We start from the raw sequence: 17,148 nt of genomic DNA, 5'->3' as shown, positions 1-17,148 counted from the left end.
TGACCGCGAATCGCAAAATCGTACTCATAAATGGAGAGTTCATGAATACTCGAAGCATCAAATTGATCACTGCAGCAATGGCGCTCGCCTCATGGTTAGTAACAATCACTCCAGCGTCGGCGCAGTCAGCTACTGAAGCGCAATCTGCTGCTTCACTAGCGGTTGTCGTGGAATTCCTGGCCAATACCGCACCCGATAAAGTCGAAGCCGCGGCAATGAGGTTGGCAGCTCCAGACGCCACCTATGTTTCTCTAAACTTTGACAATCCAGAACTCAGAAAAATCATGCCGTGGACCGGCACAAACAAAGGTCCCAAAGCCTTTAGCTCTTTGTTTTTGCAGGTCTCAAACTACTGGAAAATCGAAGACTTTACGATTACTACCAAAATCGCTTCCGGCGAAGATGTCGCGATTTTCGGTAAGTTCACCTACCGCTCCGTGGCGGTCGGACATCTGTTCACATCACCGTTTTCCATCCATGCGAAAGTTCAGGATGGAAAGATGACCTATTTCCAGTTCATGGAAGATACCTACGCGTCTGCCAGTTCGTTCCGGCAGTCCGGTTCATGGACCGTGAAGACATCCAAAGATGCACTTCCCTTCAAGGTGGGAGCGAATTAGCCGCAGATGATGTGCACTTGCAAAAGCAGCTTGGCAAGCGTTTTTCGGGCATTTAACTGAACCCCGCGAACGCGGCTGAACAATGCTGCATTCGTAAATTCAAGGGGCTTTTCGGCACCCCTGAACTCGTCCGGAAAGTGGCTTTTAGCCCTACCAGGACGGGTCGCGTTCCTTTGGTGTGCAGTCGATAGATCGGCAGGTGCTGAAAAATAATGTCGTGGGGTTGGCCAAGGCTGCCAAAGCGTTCGGCATACCTACCACCATCACGACTGTGGAAACCGAGGGTTTCTCTGGTAATACATACCCCGAGTTGCTAGCGGTATATCCGCAGAACAAAATCCTCGAACGTACTTCAATGAACTCCTGGGATGACCAAAACGTTCGTGATGCCCTGGCAGAGTCCGCCATTGCCGGCCGTAAGAAGATCGTCGTATCCGGCCTGTGGACCGAGGTCTGCAACACGACCTTCGCACTGTCCTGCCTGCGCGATACAGACTATGAAATCTATATGGTTGCCGACGCCTCGGGTGGCACCTCGATCGACGCGCACAACTACGCCATGGACCGCATGATTCAGGCCGGTATCGTACCGGTTACCTGGCAACAGGTGCTGCTCGAATGGCAGCGGGATTGGGCGCGCAAGGAGACCTATGAAGCCGTGATGGGGATCGTGCAGGAACATTCCGGCGCCTACGGGATGGGTGTGGATTATGCCTACACCATGGTGCATAAGGCGCCTGAGCGGGTGCAACATGGCGAGCACATCGGTCCAAACCCTGCTAAATAAATCCGTTATGCAAGAGCTGTCGCGCAGCGCTGACGCGATAGCTCCACCCATCGGCGTTATTGTCCAAAACACGAGGTGGAGCATGAGGATGTATGCAGTTTAAAAAGTCCAGTCAGACGTGAGTAACCGGTTCTCAAGGTTCGCTATTCCCTGAAGGCCCTGGAAACGGGCTTTATATCTGTGAGGCCTCTACCTATGACATCGCGCCGAAAACTTCTCCAGGCCGCCTCCACCTTAGCGTTAGGGGGTGTCTTTGGACGCAGCGCTTTTTCCGAAACTCTAAGTAGGGAAGGGCCCGATATGACCGATTCCATTCCGGACATCATTTTCCACAATGGCGAGATCACTACACTGGATCGCGCCAACCCAGTCGCCCACGCCGTTGCAATCAAAGACGGCAAGTTTCTGGCTGTAGGGTCAGACCAGGAAGTCATGGCGCTGGCTGGCTCAGCCACAAAAGTTGTCGACCTCAAGCGCCGTTGTGTGCTCCCTGGCTTAGTCGATAACCATACCCACATGGTCCGCGGCGGCCTTAACTACAATCTGGAATTGCGCTGGGACGGTGTGCGTTCACTGGCTGACGCCATGGACATGCTCAAGCGCCAAGTGGCTAACACACCAGCACCGCAGTGGGTGCGCGTGGTAGGTGGCTTCACTGAACACCAGTTCGTTGAAAAGCGTTTGCCAACCATAGCCGAGATCAATGCGATCGCGCCCGATACACCTGTATTTCTTCTGCATCTCTATGACCGGACCTTGCTCAATGGTGCGGCCTTGCGCGCGGTCGGCTACACCCGAGATACCCCCGAGCCACCAGGCGGGAAAATTTACCGCGATGCCAATGGTGCGCCTACGGGCCTGCTGTTGGCCACGCCCAACGCGACGATCCTTTACGCCACGTTGGCCAAGGGACCGAAGTTGCCCTTCGACTATCAGGTCAACTCCACTCGCCATTTCATGCGCGAGCTCAATCGCTTGGGTGTGACAGGGCTTATTGATGCGGGCGGCGGTTTCCAAAACTATCCCGACGATTACGCAGTGATCCAGAAGTTGGACAACGATGGGCAAATGACGGTCAGGTTGGCTTACAACCTGTTCACTCAGAAACCCAAGGAAGAGAAGGAGGATTTCCTCAAGTGGACCTCCAGCGTTAAGTACAAGCAAGGAAACGACTACTTCCGTCACAACGGCGCGGGCGAAATGTTGGTGTTTTCCGCTGCCGACTTCGAAGATTTTCGCCAGCCGCGACCGGACCTGCAGCCCGAGATGGAGGGAGAACTGGAGGAAGTTGTGCGCATCCTCGCAGAGAACCGATGGCCGTGGCGGTTGCATGCCACCTACGACGAAACCATTACCCGAGCGCTGGATGTATTTGAGAAGGTCAACGAGGACATCCCCCTCGCTGGCATCAATTGGTTCTTTGATCATGCCGAAACCATCTCGGACAAATCGATCGACCGTATCGCCGCGCTCGGCGGTGGCATCGCTGTACAACATCGTATGGCTTATCAGGGGGAGTACTTCGTCGAGCGCTACGGCGCCCGTGCGGCGCAAGCGACCCCGCCCGTAGCGCGCATACTGGAAAAAGGGGTGAAAGTGTCTGCAGGCACCGATGCCACCCGGGTTGCCTCCTACAACCCCTGGGTTTCGCTATCCTGGATGGTAACCGGTAAAACGGTGGGCGGTCTGAATCTGTACCCTCAACGAAACCTGCTTGATCGCGAAGCGGCGTTGCGGATGTGGACAGAGAATGTCGCCTGGTTTTCTAACGAAGAGGGCAAACGTGGTCGCATCCAGACCGGTCACTTTGCTGACCTGATTGTGCCAAGTAAGGACTACTTCTCTGTGCCTGAAGAGGAGATTTCATTTCTTACCGCCGATATGACCGTGGTTGGCGGGCGCGTGGTTTACGGGGCCGGCCAATTCGCCAGGTTTGACGACAACCCGCTACCGCCCGCCATGCCTGACTGGTCGCCGACGCGTACCTTTAAAGGTTATGGCGCCTGGGGAGACCCAGACGGAGCAGGCAGAAACTCGCTGGCTCCGCTGCGCGCCCAAGTCGCGGCCTCGTGCGGCTGCGCAAGCTTTTGCGGCCTGCACGGTCACGATCATGCCGGTGCATGGGGATCCAATGCTCCAGTATCGGACCCCCGAAGTTTTTTTGGTGCCTTGGGCTGCTCCTGTTGGGCCGTGTAGAAATGGGCCGGTGATCGATCAGCTATCCTATGAGGGTCATCGGCCATTACTCCTGCACTGCCAGCGCGTCAATCAATTCTTGGGTGGTCACGATTGAATGAGCGAAGGTCGGCCCGTTCAACTCGTGGGGTGCTACGTGTTTGACGCTTTTGGCTGGGAGAATGGCGGCGAGGACGTTGCGGACCATTGCGCACGCTTTTGGCCGAGTGCGCTCTAAAGAGATCACAAGGAACTATGCACCCACAAACTCGATGACCGTCTTGCCCTTGCCGCGGCCTTCGGCGACTTGGCGAAATGCCTCGTTGACGTCTTGCGGCGCAAAGTGCTGTTGATCCACGCGGATTGTCAGTTGACCCGCATTGGCCAACGCAGCGGCCTCGCGCAGGATGGCGCCGTGGTGTTCGCGTCCTTTGCCGGTGAGCAGTGGCGCCAGGGTGAAGACGCCCGAGTAGGTGGCACTTTTGAACGACAACGGTGCCAGGCTGTGCTGGCCCCAACCCAGGCAGCTCAGCACGTGCCCGGTATAGGCTTTCACGGCTTTGAATGATGCATCCAGCGTGCTGCCGCCGACGGTGTCATAGGCAATGTCGAACCCTTCGCCGGCGGTGTAGTGCTCGACATAATCCTCAACGCTCTGTGCCTGATAGTCGATCGCTGTAGCCCCCAGCGAGCGTATGAAGTCCAGACTGCCCGCCGAACCGGTGGCGTACACATCGGCACCGCGTGCCTTGGCCAGTTGCACAGCCACTTGGCCGACCCCACCCGCGCCCCCATGAATCAGGACACGCTGACCGGAGCGGACATTGGCGTGATCGACCAGACCTTCCCACGCGGTGATGAATACCAGAGGCAATGCAGCCGCCTCACGCATGCTGAAGGTGTGTGGCTTGACCGCGATAAGGCGGGCATCCACGGCAATGTACTCGGCGATGGTGCCTTGGGCTCCGCCGATCCCGCCGGGCATGCCGAAGACTTCCTGGCCCTGGGTGAACCCCTCGACCGCTTCGCCCACTTCGACCACCGTACCGGCAAGATCAAGGCCGAGCACCGCCGGCAGCGTTTGGCGGGCGTGAGCGCCTGCGCCGGCGGCAATTTTGGTATCGAGCGGATTGACCCCTGCGGCGTGAACCTTGACCAGTACTTGCCCCTTACCGGGAACAGGGCGGTCGATGTAACGGATGACCAGCGGGGATTGAGCGGACTCGGCGATGGCGGCAAGCATGGAATGTTTCATGACGGGAACCTGTGTTGGGATGGACGCTTACAGATTGCCGCGCTTTAATCATTCCGATAAGAAACCCAATTTGCATATGACTTATTCCCCAAAGAGAACCAATCGTCGATGGATCTGTTCGACAGCATGCATGTCTTTGTTCGCGTCGTGGAGCGCGGGTCTTTCTCGGCGGTCGCCCGTGAACTGAACATGGGGCAGCCGGCAGTGAGTAAGCAAGTGCGCGCGCTGGAGCAGTATCTGGGTGGGCCACTGTTCGCACGCAGCACTCGGCATTTGGCCCTGACCGACCAAGGTCAACGCTTCTACGACCACTGCCAGGAAATTCTCGGCCACGTCGAAACTGCCACGCGAAGCTTCACCAGTGGCCAGGAGCAGATCGCCGGCCCTTTACGAGTCGCCGCCCCAGTCAGTTATGGAAGGTTATGCATCGCACCGCTCATAGGGACTTTCCTGCAACGCCATCCTGACGTGCGGATTGACCTGCGGCTGAGTGACCACAATGAAGACCTGCTCAAGGAAAACATCGATCTGGCTATTCGCATTGGCGCGGTGAAGAGCGAGGGATTGGTGGCACTGCCACTGGGCAATAGCCCACGGCGTGTCTATGCCGCGCCCGGTTACCTGGCTCTGCACGGCGTGCCACGTGAGCCCAGCGAACTGTCCGATCACAACTGCATCGGCTTCACGTTGCTGGAGCATTACGACCGTTGGCACTTTACGCACCTTGGCCAGGCGTTCGATGTAGTTATCCAGGGTAACGTCACCAGCAACAGCAGCGAGGCCATCCGCGAAATGGTGCTCTCCGGCCTGGGTATTTCCCTCTCACCGCAATGGCTGTTCACAGCTGACGTCGAGCAGGGCAGGGTAAGTACCGTACTCGACAACTATCAGACCAGCGCGCTGCCTGTCAGCGCGGTACTCAGCCGCGAGCGCCGACGTTCAGCGCGGACGATGGCGTTCATCAATTTTCTACGCGAGCAATTGTTGTAGCAGCGCCTTGTGACACGCCGTCCGCTGCTTTCTTCCGGGCCCCTAAAACTGGCTGATGACAGTCCCAAGTCGATTACTGCCGTATTTTTCCATCTACCAGACATTTGATGCGGCCGAGTATTGGCACGGCAGCACGTGCCGGGGAGATCAGCTCATGAGCGTACGCCTGCGGCCTGCTGCAACCGTCGCACCGCGTCCCGGGCCTGGGCGCCGAGTTCGGCCAGGTCGACGTCAGGCAACTGGTCGTCGTGTACGGTCAACCGCCCACCGACCAGCAAGGCGCGCAACGTCGGGCGTCCTCCGCCCACCACCGGCCCGATCGCCGGGTCATGCAGGCCGAAGTATCGCGGCTGGTCCAGGCGGTAGATCGCCAGGTCGGCCGCCATGCCCACTTGCACGCTGCCCACGGCGTCCAGCCCCAGCACCCGAGCCCCGCCAGACGTACCCCAGCGCACCACGTCTTCCACCGTGGCCGCGCTGGCACCGCCTTCCTCGTCACCGCCGGCATAACGCGGGCGGGTCCGTTCGCCAAGTCTGGCCCGTTGCATCAGCCACGCGGCGTGGGTTTCGCTGATCATGTCGCAGGCCTCGTTGGAGGCGGCGCCATCCACGCCAATCGACACTGGCATTCCCGCAGCCTCCATGGCCACCACATCGGCAATGCCACTGCCCAGGCGGCCATTGCTTTGCGGGCAATGGGCAATGCCCGTACCGCTGGCCCCCAGCATGCGGATTTCCTCGGCGTCGAGTTTCACCAAATGCGCGAACCACACGTCCGGCCCCAGCCACTCGTGTTCGGCACAGAACGCCACTGGAGACATGCCGTGGCGTTGCTGCACCTCATTTTGATATTCGACGGTTTCGCTCAGATGACTGTGCAGGCGAATGCCCAGTCGCCGGGCGACCCGGGCGGTTTCGCGCAGGTGTTCGGCAGGCATGGAGTAGGGCGGGCTGGTGGGCGCCATCACCACCCGCCGCCAGGCATCGGCGGCCGGGTCGTGGTAGCGCCGTACCAGACGCTCGACGTCGTCCAGGTATTGTTCCAGGGTCTCCGGCCCAGCCACGGACTTGCCTTCGGCTTGCCGTGCTTGAGTGGCGCCGCCACGGCAGAGGACAAACCGCAGCCCCAGCCGTTCGGCTTCCTCGAACAGCACCTCGGCACTGTCAAAGTCCATGCCCGGCAAGTACAGGTAATGATGGTCTGCGACGGTGGCGCAGCCGGATCGTGCCAATTCGACCAGGCCAATGCGCGCGGCGAGGCGAAAGCTTTGCTCGTCAAACGCGCCGCGATAGCGATAGGGCACGGCACCCAGCCAGGCTCCCAGGCTCTGGTCGATACCTGCGGGAATGCCTTTGAGCAGCGACTGAAACAGGTGATGGTGGGTATTGACCCACGCCGGGTAGACCACGCAATCGGTGGCATCCAGCACTCGCTCGCCGGGCTGGGGTTGCAGGGCGCCGATGGCGCTGATGTGGCCGTCGACGATACGGATATCAGGCCCGGCGTGGCGCGCCGCCGCGCCGGACAAACCGGTGAGGATGGCGCTGGCGTTACGTACCAGCCAGCTATTTTGAATCTTCATGTGAGGCTCCATACGCCGCACCTGCGGCGGATTCAAGGGTCAGCCGAGTTCGCTTTCGTGCCAGTTGCGCAGGCTCAACCGGGCCAGCACGGCCATCAGGCTGAATAACGCGACACCGGTCAACGCGATCAGCAGCAGGGCAGCGAACAGCCTTGGAATATTCAGTTGAAAGCCGGCCTGGAGAATCTGATACGCCAGCCCTGCACCGGTGCCCCCGGTGCCGGCGACGAACTCCGCCACCACCGCGCCGATCAACGCCAGCCCGCTGGCAATGCGTAGCCCGGCAAAAAAACACGGCAGGGCGCTGGGAATGCGCAGGCGCAACAGCACCTGCCAGCGGCTGGCGCGGTTCAGACGGAACAGATTGAGCAGGCCGGGGTTGACGCTGCGCAAGCCGAGTACGGTGTTGGCGATGATCGGGAAAATCGCCACCAGAGTCGCGCAAATAATCAATGCCAGCGTGGTGTTGCTGCACCAGATGATGATCAGCGGCGCCACGGCCACCACCGGCGTCACCTGCAACAGGATGGCGTAGGGAAACAGGCTGGCTTCCAGCACGCGGCTCTGCACAAACACAAAGGCCGCCAAGGTGCCGATAAGCACCGCCAGGGCAAACGAGAAAAAAGTGATCTTCAAGGTCATCCACAATGCACCGAACAGCATCGGGCCATCGCTGATCAGGGTGCGGCCGATATCGACCGGGGAGGGCACCAGATACACCGGGACCTTCCAGGCCACACATGCCAATTGCCACAGACCCAGCAATACCGCGCCGAGCAGCAGCGGCGAGACGATGCGCAACACCGTGGGGTGACGTAACCAGGGAGTAAAGGTCGGGTTCATGATCGGGCTCTCAGTGAAGTCAGCAAGGATCGCCATTGGCCTCGGCCAGGAGCCGGGACAGACGTGCGCACTGCGCGATAAAGGCCGGGGAGGTGCGGTAGGCCTCGTCTCGTTCCAACGGGCCGTCGATTTCGATGTCGGCGATTACTCGGCCCGGGCGCGCCCCCATCACCACCACCCGCGATGACAGGTAGACGGCCTCGAAAATGCTGTGGGTGACGAACACCACGGTCAGGTCGCGGCTAGCCCACAGCTGACGCAGGTCGCTGTCGAGCTTGTTGCGGGTGAACTCATCCAGGGCGCCGAAGGGCTCGTCCATCAGCAGCAGATTGGGCTCGGTGGCCAAGGCCCGGGCGATGGACGCGCGCATTTGCATGCCGCCGGACAGTTCCCGCGGGTACACCTGGCTGAAGCGGTCCAAGCCGACAAGAGCAAGGGCTGCGTCGACTTTTGGCTGGCTCTGGGTTTTGGGCACATTGGCCAGGTCCAGCGGCAGGCGCACGTTGTCGCTGACCTTCGCCCAAGGCATCAGGGTCGCCTCCTGGAACACCATCGCCAGGCTTTGCCCTTGGGTCGGGCTCGCCGGGCTGTCTTTGCCCCACCAGCGCACGTGGCCGGCGGAGGGTTTTTCGAGGCCGGCGAACATTTTCAACAGGGTGCTCTTGCCGCAGCCCGAAGGGCCGAGCAATGAAACGAACTCGCCGCGCTGAATGGCCAGCTTCACCCGGCTCAAGGCCTGGGTGCCGTTGCTGTAGGTTTTTTCCACCTGATTGGCGAACAGCGGTGTTTGCACGCCGACGCTGTCGCCCCGTGGCAATGCCTGTGGCAGGGCGTTGGCCCCAGTTATGGTTTGCATCAACATAGCGCTCTCCCCTTGGGTCATGAGCGTGCGGTAAAGCCCCGGCACACCGGGGCGCTGACTTCAACGGCTGAGGAAAACTTCACTTTCACCATGGGCTTCGAGCAGGCCCAGCAGTTGCCGGCGAATCACCAGGCCAGGCTTGTCCGACGGCATGTGCAGTTCCACTCGCCGGCGGGTGTCGACACAGGCGTCGTAATCGGTGGCTTCGAGGATGTCGCGGTCTTCGGCGGTGATCGCTGCGTCCCAATCGATAAGTTCCTGGGTCGAGCATTGCTCTTCGCTGTCATTGCGATACAACCACTGGACCAGCATCAGGCGCCCGTCTTCCATGGGCGTCGCGCAGTTGTAGATGATGTGGTGGATGCCGCTGTCCGGGTACATGCAGCCAAAGCGCCGGGAGAAGGGCAGGTAATAGCGGTTGATCAGGTGGCGCTGGGTGATCGGCTCGCGGGTGCCGGTGATGCGATAGCTCTCCTCAGGATTGCGGATCGGCACCCGAGTCTCCGCCTCGAAGCCGTAGTCGGTTTCGCGAAACTCGTAGCCGGCCGGCGCGGGCTGGTCGAAAAGGCCGAAATTGGCTTTGTGGACGAAGGAAAAATGCGAGTTGTCAAAGGAGTTTTCCATGACCCGCAGCGGGCTGGTTTTCCACTCTTCATAAAACTGGAAGATGCGCCGGTAGCCCGGGGCGCCATCCTCGGGAAACTCAGGGATTGGTTGCAGAGGATCGTCGAGGGCGACCCAGGCGTAGCCGTATTTTTCCTGGCAGTGAAAGGCCTGGACCGAGGCGCCCGGCGGAATCATGCCAGCGGGGTTTTGCGGGATCTTCACGCAGGTGCCGGTGCAGTCGTATTCCCAGCCGTGATAGCCGCAGGCGATGTTGCCGTCCTCGCTGACAAAACCTTTCGAGAGCTTGGCGGTGCGGTGGCAGCAACGGTCGCGCATGGCCACCGGGGTGCCGTCGGGGCGCTTCCACAGCACCAGCGCCTCACCCAGTAAAGTGAAGGACTGCGGGCCGGCATCCAGCGCGGTCATGGGCAGCAGGGCATACCAGAAGCGGCGCAATACAGGTTGTTTGGTGACCAACATAACAAGTGTCCTCACGGTAATCGTTCAGCCGGCTCTTGGGCTCGGGCTCTGGGTTCAGCAGTCTTGCAATCAGGCTCAGCGGCTGGCGGACTGGTCGGCGCCAGGCAGTACCTTCAAGTCCTCGACGAAGCGCGTGGTGTAGGCCTTCTGCCAAGGCGCATCGGCACCGAGCAGGCCGGCGTCGACCATGAAGTTTCGGGTGGCCTGCCAGCGCGCATCGCTCATCACGCCGATGCCTTGGGTGGCGGCATCACCACCGGTGACCAGGCGATATTGCTTGAGCGTCGACAAGCCCCAGGCGAGCAATTCATCGCTCATGTTCGGGTTGTCGGCCTTGATCAGGTGGTTGGCGCTCGGGTTGTCGAGGTAGCGCTTCCAGCCCTCCATCGAGGCGCGAACAAAGCGCTGGACTCGCTCCGGATGCTGATCGATCACGTCCTGGCGAGTGGCCAGGGTCGAGCCGTAGGGCGGGTAACCGGCGTCGGCAAACAGGAAGAAGTTGGCTTTCTCCCCGGCCTTCAACGCCTGGAACAACTCGGAGCTGGCATAGGCCTGCTGCGTGGTGTTGGCGTTCGCGAGGAAGGGTTGCAGGTTGAAGGTGTAGGGGCGGGCCTGGCTGTCCTTGAGCTGATATTTTTCCTTGAGCCACGGCCACCACGTTTGCTGGCCCGAGGTGGACACCAGCACCTGTTTGTTCTGCAACGCATCCAGGCCGCTCACATCGGCATGCGTCAGCAGACCCTGAGGATCACCCTGAAAGGGCGCGGCCACGGCCACCACCGGCAGGCCTTGCTCCACACTTTTGAGAATCTGCAAGTCGTAGTTGACGATGAAATCGGCCTGCTTGTTGAGCAGTAACTGCATGCCATTGACCTGGGGCCCACCCATGCGGATGGTCACGTCCAGGCCTTCTTTTTCATACAGTCCATCCGCCAGGGCCTGGTAGAAACCGCCCTGTTCAGCTTGGGCATACCAGGAAGTGAGCAGCACCACCTTGTCATTGGCCAAAGCCAGTGGAGAGGCGATCAGGGCGGCGGGCACAAGCGCCATGGCCAGTAGCGAGCGAAGCGGTTGACCCAAGGCAAAGCGAATTTTCATGATGTGTTCTCCACAACGATTCGAAAACCGCCGCGCGCCAATCGGCACGCCAGCGCGGGACCGATTGGAGAGAACAAGGGAGGAGAGAGGGCGCGTATGCGTAGTTACACGGCTGACACTTCTCTCTTGCCCGGGGCGCTGGCGCCGCGTTCAAGCATCCAATCGGACGTACGCCCACAGGGAAGGGCGCAAGAGCAATGCCCGGTGCCATTGCTGGCACTGACCGCTTCTACTCGAAAGTGGTAATAGCCAAAAGTGTGCCAAGCCGTAGCAGGCCCGCCTTCATGGGATCCGGCGGGCGAGGCAATCAGCAGGAGGTGGGCAGGCGATTCGCAACGGTGCGAATTCAAGTGGGCGCGCCTCAATCTGGTGCGCAACCGATGGCTGCAAAGTATTCAGTTTTACGTAGGGATTGTGCTGAATGAGGGTTAAAGATTGTATTCGCTCAGTTGGCACAACCCCTGCTTAGTCCGGAATCGAGTAGAAGCGGTCAGCACAGAGGGCTCTCAACAGGACCCAAGGTGCAGGGCATTGCTCTGGCGGCATTACGCCGCGCACCCGGCAAGGGGCGCCCCTCGTGAATTTGAGGGCCAGAGCAGCTGCTTGATCCGCAGCTCGGGCATGCCTTGCCGGTGATATCCGCCAATCACCTGACAAGGGCAGCCCATGAACGCATCGCGTACTCCATTACTTGCACCTTCACTGCTGCGTCGCAGCCTGGCGCCGCTGTTAGCTCTGGCCAGCGCCGGCGCCGAAGCTGGCCCTCTGTTGTGGAACGACAACAGCTTGAGCTACCTCTACGGCCAGCATTTCAAAGTCGACGGCACTGGCGACGATACTCAGCAAACGCTGAGCTTCGAACACGCCAGCGGCTGGACGTGGGGCGATATCTTCATGTTCGTCGACAACAAATGGTCCAGTGGACTCTCGGGTGCCGACGGCCATTCCTACTACGGTGAATTCTCCCCACGGCTGTCGCTGGGCAAAATCAGTGACCGCTCCCTGAGCTATGGCATCGTCAAGGACGTCCTCATCGCCGCCACCTACGAGCGCGGTGAAAACCGCAATCGCAAATACCTGCTGGGCCCCGCTGTCGACCTCGTGCTTCCAGGCTTCGATCGCTTTTCCCTGAATACCTACTACCGCAAACCCGACGGCATCACCGGTAAGGCCTCAGGTCAATGGCAGATCAACCCGACCTGGTCCATGACCCTCCCGGTGGGTCGCTCCGACATTCTTTTCGACGGCTATCTGGAGTGGTACGTCAACGACGTCGGCAACAAAGGCACCTCCAACTATGTGGCCAGGAGCTTTCACTTCAACCCACAAGTCAAATACGACGTGGGCAAGGCGCTGGGGCAACAGCAAAAACGTTTTTATGCGGGACTTGAATGGGATTACTGGTCGAATAAATACGGGATTGAAGACACGAGCGGATTCCCTACCGACCAGAACGCGTTGAGTCTCTTGCTCAAGGTGCATTTTTGACAGGAAAGAGAGAGCTGTTGCACGTGGAAGCGGGGCCCGTGGTGCCCCGGTTTCAGCAGGAGCTGCTCGAACCTGCCCGGGCGCGGCTGACGCTCAGGTTGCGCTGGGCTGATCGCCAATTGCAGAAAGCGGCCTTGACGCACCACCTCGGCAAACTGGCGAAATCGCTGAGGTTGATCGCCATTACTCCTGCGCTGCCAACGCCTCAATCAGTTCCTGGGTGGTGACGATTGAGTGAGCGAAAGTCGGCCCGTTCAACTCGTGGGCGGCGTGCATCATTTCCGCGCGGAAAGCGGCGGTCGCATCGCGCACCAGCGTGACGTGGTAGCCCAATTCCGAGGCGTAGCGGGCGGTCGCTTCGATGCAGGTGTTGGCGAGCAGGCCGACGATGATGACGTGGGTGATGCCTTTCTGCTTCAGGCGAAAATCAAGGTCGGTATTGGCAAAGCCGCTGGCGCCCCAATGTTCCTGCACGACAATGTCGCCGTCCTTCGGCGCGAAATCGGGATGCCATTCGCCGCCCCATTCACCGCGTGCGAAGTGGTGCATGTGCATGATTTTGCACTGGGTCGGTGTTGGATGGTCCCAGCCTTCATAGTCGCCGTGTTCCCAGCGGTGGTGCGGCACGATGACCACCGGAATGTTCTGCGCTCGTACGGCGCCATCGAGGGCTCGCAGGTTGTCGAGCAGCCCGACCTGTTCGGCAATCGGCTTGATCAAGGGGAAGACCTTGCCGTTGTCCGAGAGAAAATCGTTGTACGGATCGACCAGCAGATAAGCGGTGCGGTTCAGCGGATAAGGGGCGTTCGACATGACGATGTACTCCGCAAAAGTTGAGTGACCGATGCCGTGGGCTTGCCCAGGCATCGTGCTGGTAAATCGCTTTGTCAGGCCGGGGCGGACTCTCGTGCCACTTGCCTGAGGATTTGTTCGTATTCCTTGACGGATAGCGATCCGGACACCAACTGACGACCGTTCAGCACCATGGCCGGGACCGAATTAATCCCGCGCTCAAGGTAAAAACTCTCAAGTTCACGGACCTCGAGAGCGAACGCCTCGCTGGCCAAAATCTCTCGGGCGCGGGTGGTTGAAAGTCCCGCTTCACCGGCCAAGCGCACCAGTGTTTCGTGGTCGCTGGGGTTCTCGCCATTGGTGAAATAAGCCTCGATCAGGATTTTTTTCAGCGCGACCTGGCGGCCCTCCCGCACGGCCCAGAGCAGAAGGCGATGGGCGTCGAAAGTGTTGTAGAAATGGCTGCGCTTTTCCAGGTCGAAGTGAAAACCGATGGCCTTGCCACGCGCGACGATCATTTCATTGCGCGAGGCGACTTCTTCGGCGCTGCGCCCGTATTTGCGCATCATGTGCTTGATGGCGGGCTCGCCCTCGGCCGGCATGTCCGGGTTCAGTTCGAAAGGCTTGAAGGTCAACTCCACAGCAACTTCGCCGGCAACATTCGCGATGGCTTGTTCCAGCGCTGTGGCGCCGAGTGCGCACCAGGGGCACACGACATCCGACACAAAGTCGATACTGACGGGAAAAGTCATTTCTTCGACTCCGTCAGTTGTTGGCGATACTCAGTGGTGGTGATTCCGGCATAGCCCCAGTTGTCGGTGTCGACCTCTTCAATAACGATATGGGTGAGGTGCGGGTCCTTGTTGAGGACGGTTTGCATGGTTTTGGTTATCTCGGCGATGACTTGAGATTTCTGTTCTTTGGTAACGCCGTCGCGAGTGATACGAACGCTGATGAAAGGCATGGGATAAGTCTCCAGTAGGCGCCCCATCGACATGATGAGGGGAGCAGTGGGATGGACTTTAGAGTGTTGCGTTCAGGGGATAAATCAGGGGCGGAGAACTTCACTTATGACGTGGTGTAATCAATACAACTGGGGGCTTTGCAGAAGGTAAATCGCCCTCCCTGGCTGCAGACGCGGGGAGGGCGAATGCTACGGCGGGAGGAATCAGTTCTGCGCTTTGCTCATGCGGGTAAATAGCTCGGTGGGTACTTTCTTGCCGTTGGAAATGTACTGGTTGGTTCTGAACTTGTAGACCTCACCTTCCGAAAGGAAACCATCGTGGTTGGTGTCCATCGCTTTGAATTCTTCACCGCCCTGAGGCGCTACAGCCAGCAGTTCTTTAAGAGAGACGAGGCCATCATGGTCGGTGTCTGTGCGAGCGAAAGAGTCGTCGCCACACTTGCCTTCACCGCACTTGCCTTCGGCAGTAGCGGACTTGTCGCTGGCTTCGCTGGCCCCGCATTTGCCCTCGCCACACTTGCCTTCGCCGGTTTTATCGGCCGATGCCAGTTGGTAGCCTTGAGACAAAGGCTCAACAGCAAAAGCCGCAGACGATGCCAGGCTCATGCCACCGGCTAAAGCAATAGCGGCCAGGCCAAGACTGGTTTTGTTCGACATTGGTTTACGGTACATAGTGCTTCTCCAGATGCTTTGCGCGGCCAGGCCGCGGTTCATGCCACAGGGCGGATAGACCCTCAAGGAAGCTCGAGGCGAAGGGCGCAAGCGTCGTCCACTTCGACAGAGCGTCCTTGTTCGGGTAGGCCTATTTAGCGGGAGTCATGTATCGGCGATGTATCGGCGAGCGGAGCATTTGTAAGCCAATCCCAAGACTTCGCGTTTGGGTACATAGAGATACAAAAACCGACTTCAGCCTTCGCTCGTCAGTCAGGACAACAGCTTTAAAACGGGTGTCGCGGCTACGCCGATGGCAGCTTGCGCATGCAGCTGGCGCAGCAGCACCAGTGCGTCAGCGACGAAGCCGGTCACGTCTGAAGCACCAGCCTCCGCAGCCAAAGCGTGCAACTGTGCTCGTCCATTCATGTCAGGGAACTGCTCGATCCGCTGCAACAAACGGAACGCGAGAGGGCTGACCTGGGAGAATTGCACCTGGCCGCTCGGCACACGGCTGATCAGCAGCAACGTTGGTTGTTCTGGCGGTTCAGAAGGCAGATGACCTGGCCCGAGACGATGTACGGCCCAGGTGTAAGCCAGCGGCCAGACGAGCGGGGAAAACCTGAGGGGACGATCGAGTAGCTGTTCTGCATCACTGACTTTTAACGGCGCAGCGTCCAACTGTTGCAGCGCCATCTCCACCCACTCGTAATGGGCCAATTCAGGCAAGAACGGGTACCAGGGGTGTTCGAGACCGGGCGAGTCTTCCAGGCTCGCTACGAAGTCTACAAACTCACGAGCAATTTCTCCGAAGCGTGGCGTTTGCGCGCGGTAGTCACGCAAAAAACGTCGTACCAGCGCACGCCAACCGGCATCACCCAGCACGGCAACCAGCACCGGAAACGTCCCACCCAGCAACCCCAACAGATTGTTGAACACCAAGTTGAGATAGACCTGCGCTCTTGCAGGATTCATCTGCGCAGGCGGCGCATAAGCGTCCGGGTCACGCAGGTAACGGGTCAGCGCGAGTTGCTGACTGTGCAAACTTGAAGGGGAGTCAGCCATCGACAGTCACCCGCACCAAAGCAGCCGCGTCGCGCTGCAATTGCCTGATGGTATTCAGCTCCGCCACCAGTTCGTCGTAAGGCGGAAAATTGAAATCGCGTTCCAGCAGGGTTGGCTTCACGCCAAAGAGGCCATAAGCCTGGCCCAGCAATGACCAGACTACCGGTTTGACCGACGCACCATGGGTGTCGATGATCAGGTCCTCGGCTTCGTCGTAATGCCCAGCCACATGCATGGCGACTACGCGTTCTGGTTCCAGGCCGGCCAGGAAAATCGCCGGATCAAATCGATGGTTCACTGAGTTGACGTACACATTGTTAACATCGAGCAACAGGTCGCAATCGGCCTCGCGGAGCACTGCATTGGTGAACGTCAGTTCGTCCATGTCCTGATGAGCAGCGGCGTAGTAAGAAACGTTCTCTACAGCAAGACGACGACCGAGAATGTCCTGTGCACGGCGGATGCGCGCAGCAACGTGATGAACGGCCTCCTCAGTGAATGGCAGCGGCAACAGGTCATATAAATGGCCATCGTCACTGCAGTAACTCAGGTGTTCGCTATAGAACGGCACGTTGAAGCGATCGAGAAACCCTCGGACTTGCTCAAGAAAAGGTTCGTCCAGCGGTGCACTGCCACCCAGCGAGAGTGACAGACCATGGCATGACAGCGGATAGCGTTCAGCGAGCAACTGCAGGGCCTCACCATAAGCGCCACCGATGCCGATCCAATTCTCTGGAGCAACCTCAAGAAAATCGAAATCCCCAACGGGAGCGTCACGAAGCGTGTTGAGCAGCGCACGGCGCAATCCGAGCCCGACGGTCGCTTCAAGCGGGGGCTGTGGATCTGAATGCACTGATGATGAAATGTTCGTTTGCATGATCTCAATACT

General features: G+C 59.3%; 16 protein-coding genes and 2 pseudogenes. 5 read left to right on the top strand and 13 right to left on the bottom strand.

The genetic code is table 11. The features are described from left to right. Window positions 1–41 precede the first annotated feature (41 nt). From AC4IHP_RS16570 to AC4IHP_RS16560, 3 genes and pseudogenes are all read left to right on the top strand, one after another. Window positions 42–620: a nuclear transport factor 2 family protein gene (locus tag AC4IHP_RS16570; protein ID WP_016774755.1), complete on the top strand. Its 579-nt coding sequence runs from the start codon at window positions 42–44 to the stop codon at window positions 618–620. A 169-nt stretch (window positions 621–789) separates the two neighbouring features. Beyond that, window positions 790–1,407 (top strand): annotated as a pseudogene (locus AC4IHP_RS16565) (hydrolase); the annotation flags it as partial. A 195-nt stretch (window positions 1,408–1,602) separates the two neighbouring features. Further along, window positions 1,603–3,603 carry an amidohydrolase gene (locus AC4IHP_RS16560; RefSeq protein WP_490832205.1) on the top strand — a complete coding sequence of 667 codons (2,001 nt, stop codon included), beginning with the start codon at window positions 1,603–1,605 and terminating at the stop codon, window positions 3,601–3,603. Between the two features lie 46 nt (window positions 3,604–3,649). Here AC4IHP_RS16560 and AC4IHP_RS16555 read toward each other — a convergent pair. Together AC4IHP_RS16555 and AC4IHP_RS16550 are read right to left on the bottom strand one after the other, a co-directional pair. Then, a pseudogene (locus AC4IHP_RS16555) lies at window positions 3,650–3,790 on the bottom strand (cysteine hydrolase); the annotation flags it as partial. Between the two features lie 45 nt (window positions 3,791–3,835). Continuing rightward, window positions 3,836–4,837, bottom strand: a complete 1,002-nt coding sequence (locus tag AC4IHP_RS16550) for a zinc-dependent alcohol dehydrogenase family protein (protein ID WP_490832204.1) — start codon at window positions 4,835–4,837, stop codon at window positions 3,836–3,838. A 108-nt stretch (window positions 4,838–4,945) separates the two neighbouring features. Here AC4IHP_RS16550 and AC4IHP_RS16545 point away from each other — a divergent pair, with 108 nt between their 5' ends. Beyond that, window positions 4,946–5,827, top strand: a complete 882-nt coding sequence (locus AC4IHP_RS16545; RefSeq protein WP_490832203.1) for a LysR family transcriptional regulator — start codon at window positions 4,946–4,948, stop codon at window positions 5,825–5,827. A 152-nt stretch (window positions 5,828–5,979) separates the two neighbouring features. Here AC4IHP_RS16545 and AC4IHP_RS16540 read toward each other — a convergent pair whose 3' ends face one another. From AC4IHP_RS16540 to AC4IHP_RS16520, 5 genes are all read right to left on the bottom strand, one after another. After that, on the bottom strand, window positions 5,980–7,410 hold the full coding sequence (locus AC4IHP_RS16540; RefSeq protein WP_490832202.1) for an amidohydrolase family protein: 1,431 nt from the start codon (window positions 7,408–7,410) through the stop codon (window positions 5,980–5,982). Window positions 7,411–7,449: 39 nt separating this feature from the next. Further along, a complete protein-coding gene (locus tag AC4IHP_RS16535; protein ID WP_490832201.1) occupies window positions 7,450–8,253 on the bottom strand; it encodes an ABC transporter permease in 804 nt (267 codons plus the stop codon). A 19-nt stretch (window positions 8,254–8,272) separates the two neighbouring features. Beyond that, window positions 8,273–9,115 carry an ABC transporter ATP-binding protein gene (locus AC4IHP_RS16530; protein WP_122881105.1) on the bottom strand — a complete coding sequence of 281 codons (843 nt, stop codon included), beginning with the start codon at window positions 9,113–9,115 and terminating at the stop codon, window positions 8,273–8,275. 60 nt (window positions 9,116–9,175) lie between these two features. Next, on the bottom strand, window positions 9,176–10,201 hold the full coding sequence (locus AC4IHP_RS16525; protein WP_490832200.1) for an aromatic ring-hydroxylating dioxygenase subunit alpha: 1,026 nt from the start codon (window positions 10,199–10,201) through the stop codon (window positions 9,176–9,178). A 75-nt stretch (window positions 10,202–10,276) separates the two neighbouring features. Next, window positions 10,277–11,299: an ABC transporter substrate-binding protein gene (locus AC4IHP_RS16520; protein ID WP_490832199.1), complete on the bottom strand. Its 1,023-nt coding sequence runs from the start codon at window positions 11,297–11,299 to the stop codon at window positions 10,277–10,279. A 666-nt stretch (window positions 11,300–11,965) separates the two neighbouring features. On the opposite strand from AC4IHP_RS16520, the gene AC4IHP_RS16515 reads away from it, so the two are divergent. After that, window positions 11,966–12,787 (top strand): outer membrane protein OmpK, encoded by an 822-nt coding sequence (locus AC4IHP_RS16515; RefSeq protein ID WP_460119226.1) that lies wholly within the window; start codon window positions 11,966–11,968, stop codon window positions 12,785–12,787. A gap of 183 nt (window positions 12,788–12,970) precedes the next feature. On the opposite strand, the gene AC4IHP_RS16510 is transcribed toward AC4IHP_RS16515, so the two are convergent. From AC4IHP_RS16510 to AC4IHP_RS16485, 6 genes are all read right to left on the bottom strand, one after another. After that, window positions 12,971–13,600 (bottom strand): cysteine hydrolase family protein, encoded by a 630-nt coding sequence (locus AC4IHP_RS16510; protein WP_460119228.1) that lies wholly within the window; start codon window positions 13,598–13,600, stop codon window positions 12,971–12,973. Between the two features lie 74 nt (window positions 13,601–13,674). Further along, window positions 13,675–14,331 carry a DsbA family oxidoreductase gene (locus tag AC4IHP_RS16505; protein WP_490832198.1) on the bottom strand — a complete coding sequence of 219 codons (657 nt, stop codon included), beginning with the start codon at window positions 14,329–14,331 and terminating at the stop codon, window positions 13,675–13,677. Next, window positions 14,328–14,543 carry a tautomerase family protein gene (locus AC4IHP_RS16500; protein ID WP_016774741.1) on the bottom strand — a complete coding sequence of 72 codons (216 nt, stop codon included), beginning with the start codon at window positions 14,541–14,543 and terminating at the stop codon, window positions 14,328–14,330. Before AC4IHP_RS16500 ends, AC4IHP_RS16505 begins: the two co-directional genes overlap by 4 nt. A 204-nt stretch (window positions 14,544–14,747) precedes the next feature. Beyond that, window positions 14,748–15,215: an HvfA family oxazolone/thioamide-modified RiPP metallophore gene (locus AC4IHP_RS16495; protein WP_336463989.1), complete on the bottom strand. Its 468-nt coding sequence runs from the start codon at window positions 15,213–15,215 to the stop codon at window positions 14,748–14,750. A 252-nt stretch (window positions 15,216–15,467) separates the two neighbouring features. Then, window positions 15,468–16,259: an HvfC family RiPP maturation protein gene (locus AC4IHP_RS16490; RefSeq protein ID WP_490832197.1), complete on the bottom strand. Its 792-nt coding sequence runs from the start codon at window positions 16,257–16,259 to the stop codon at window positions 15,468–15,470. Further along, window positions 16,252–17,136: an HvfB family MNIO-type RiPP peptide maturase gene (locus AC4IHP_RS16485; protein WP_490832196.1), complete on the bottom strand. Its 885-nt coding sequence runs from the start codon at window positions 17,134–17,136 to the stop codon at window positions 16,252–16,254. Before AC4IHP_RS16485 ends, AC4IHP_RS16490 begins: the two co-directional genes overlap by 8 nt. Between the last annotated feature and the right edge of the window lie 12 nt (window positions 17,137–17,148).

Source organism: Pseudomonas sp. UF-293 (genome assembly GCF_058245595.1).
This window is presented reverse-complemented; position numbering and strand designations above follow the sequence as displayed.

What these genes read in the sequence shown, in the direction of transcription:
- AC4IHP_RS16520 (WP_490832199.1), bottom strand. Translation starts at nt 11,299, where the DNA reads ATGAAAATTCGCTTTGCCTTGGGTCAACCGCTTCGCTCGCTACTGGCC.
- AC4IHP_RS16490 (WP_490832197.1), bottom strand. Translation starts at nt 16,259, where the DNA reads ATGGCTGACTCCCCTTCAAGTTTGCACAGTCAGCAACTCGCGCTGACC.
- AC4IHP_RS16525 (WP_490832200.1), bottom strand. Translation starts at nt 10,201, where the DNA reads ATGTTGGTCACCAAACAACCTGTATTGCGCCGCTTCTGGTATGCCCTG.
- AC4IHP_RS16515 (WP_460119226.1), top strand. Translation starts at nt 11,966, where the DNA reads ATGAACGCATCGCGTACTCCATTACTTGCACCTTCACTGCTGCGTCGC.
- AC4IHP_RS16550 (WP_490832204.1), bottom strand. Translation starts at nt 4,837, where the DNA reads ATGAAACATTCCATGCTTGCCGCCATCGCCGAGTCCGCTCAATCCCCG.
- AC4IHP_RS16505 (WP_490832198.1), bottom strand. Translation starts at nt 14,331, where the DNA reads ATGACTTTTCCCGTCAGTATCGACTTTGTGTCGGATGTCGTGTGCCCC.
- AC4IHP_RS16540 (WP_490832202.1), bottom strand. Translation starts at nt 7,410, where the DNA reads ATGAAGATTCAAAATAGCTGGCTGGTACGTAACGCCAGCGCCATCCTC.
- AC4IHP_RS16545 (WP_490832203.1), top strand. Translation starts at nt 4,946, where the DNA reads ATGGATCTGTTCGACAGCATGCATGTCTTTGTTCGCGTCGTGGAGCGC.
- AC4IHP_RS16510 (WP_460119228.1), bottom strand. Translation starts at nt 13,600, where the DNA reads ATGTCGAACGCCCCTTATCCGCTGAACCGCACCGCTTATCTGCTGGTC.
- AC4IHP_RS16500 (WP_016774741.1), bottom strand. Translation starts at nt 14,543, where the DNA reads ATGCCTTTCATCAGCGTTCGTATCACTCGCGACGGCGTTACCAAAGAA.
- AC4IHP_RS16485 (WP_490832196.1), bottom strand. Translation starts at nt 17,136, where the DNA reads ATGCAAACGAACATTTCATCATCAGTGCATTCAGATCCACAGCCCCCG.
- AC4IHP_RS16530 (WP_122881105.1), bottom strand. Translation starts at nt 9,115, where the DNA reads ATGTTGATGCAAACCATAACTGGGGCCAACGCCCTGCCACAGGCATTG.
- AC4IHP_RS16570 (WP_016774755.1), top strand. Translation starts at nt 42, where the DNA reads ATGAATACTCGAAGCATCAAATTGATCACTGCAGCAATGGCGCTCGCC.
- AC4IHP_RS16560 (WP_490832205.1), top strand. Translation starts at nt 1,603, where the DNA reads ATGACATCGCGCCGAAAACTTCTCCAGGCCGCCTCCACCTTAGCGTTA.
- AC4IHP_RS16495 (WP_336463989.1), bottom strand. Translation starts at nt 15,215, where the DNA reads ATGTACCGTAAACCAATGTCGAACAAAACCAGTCTTGGCCTGGCCGCT.
- AC4IHP_RS16535 (WP_490832201.1), bottom strand. Translation starts at nt 8,253, where the DNA reads ATGAACCCGACCTTTACTCCCTGGTTACGTCACCCCACGGTGTTGCGC.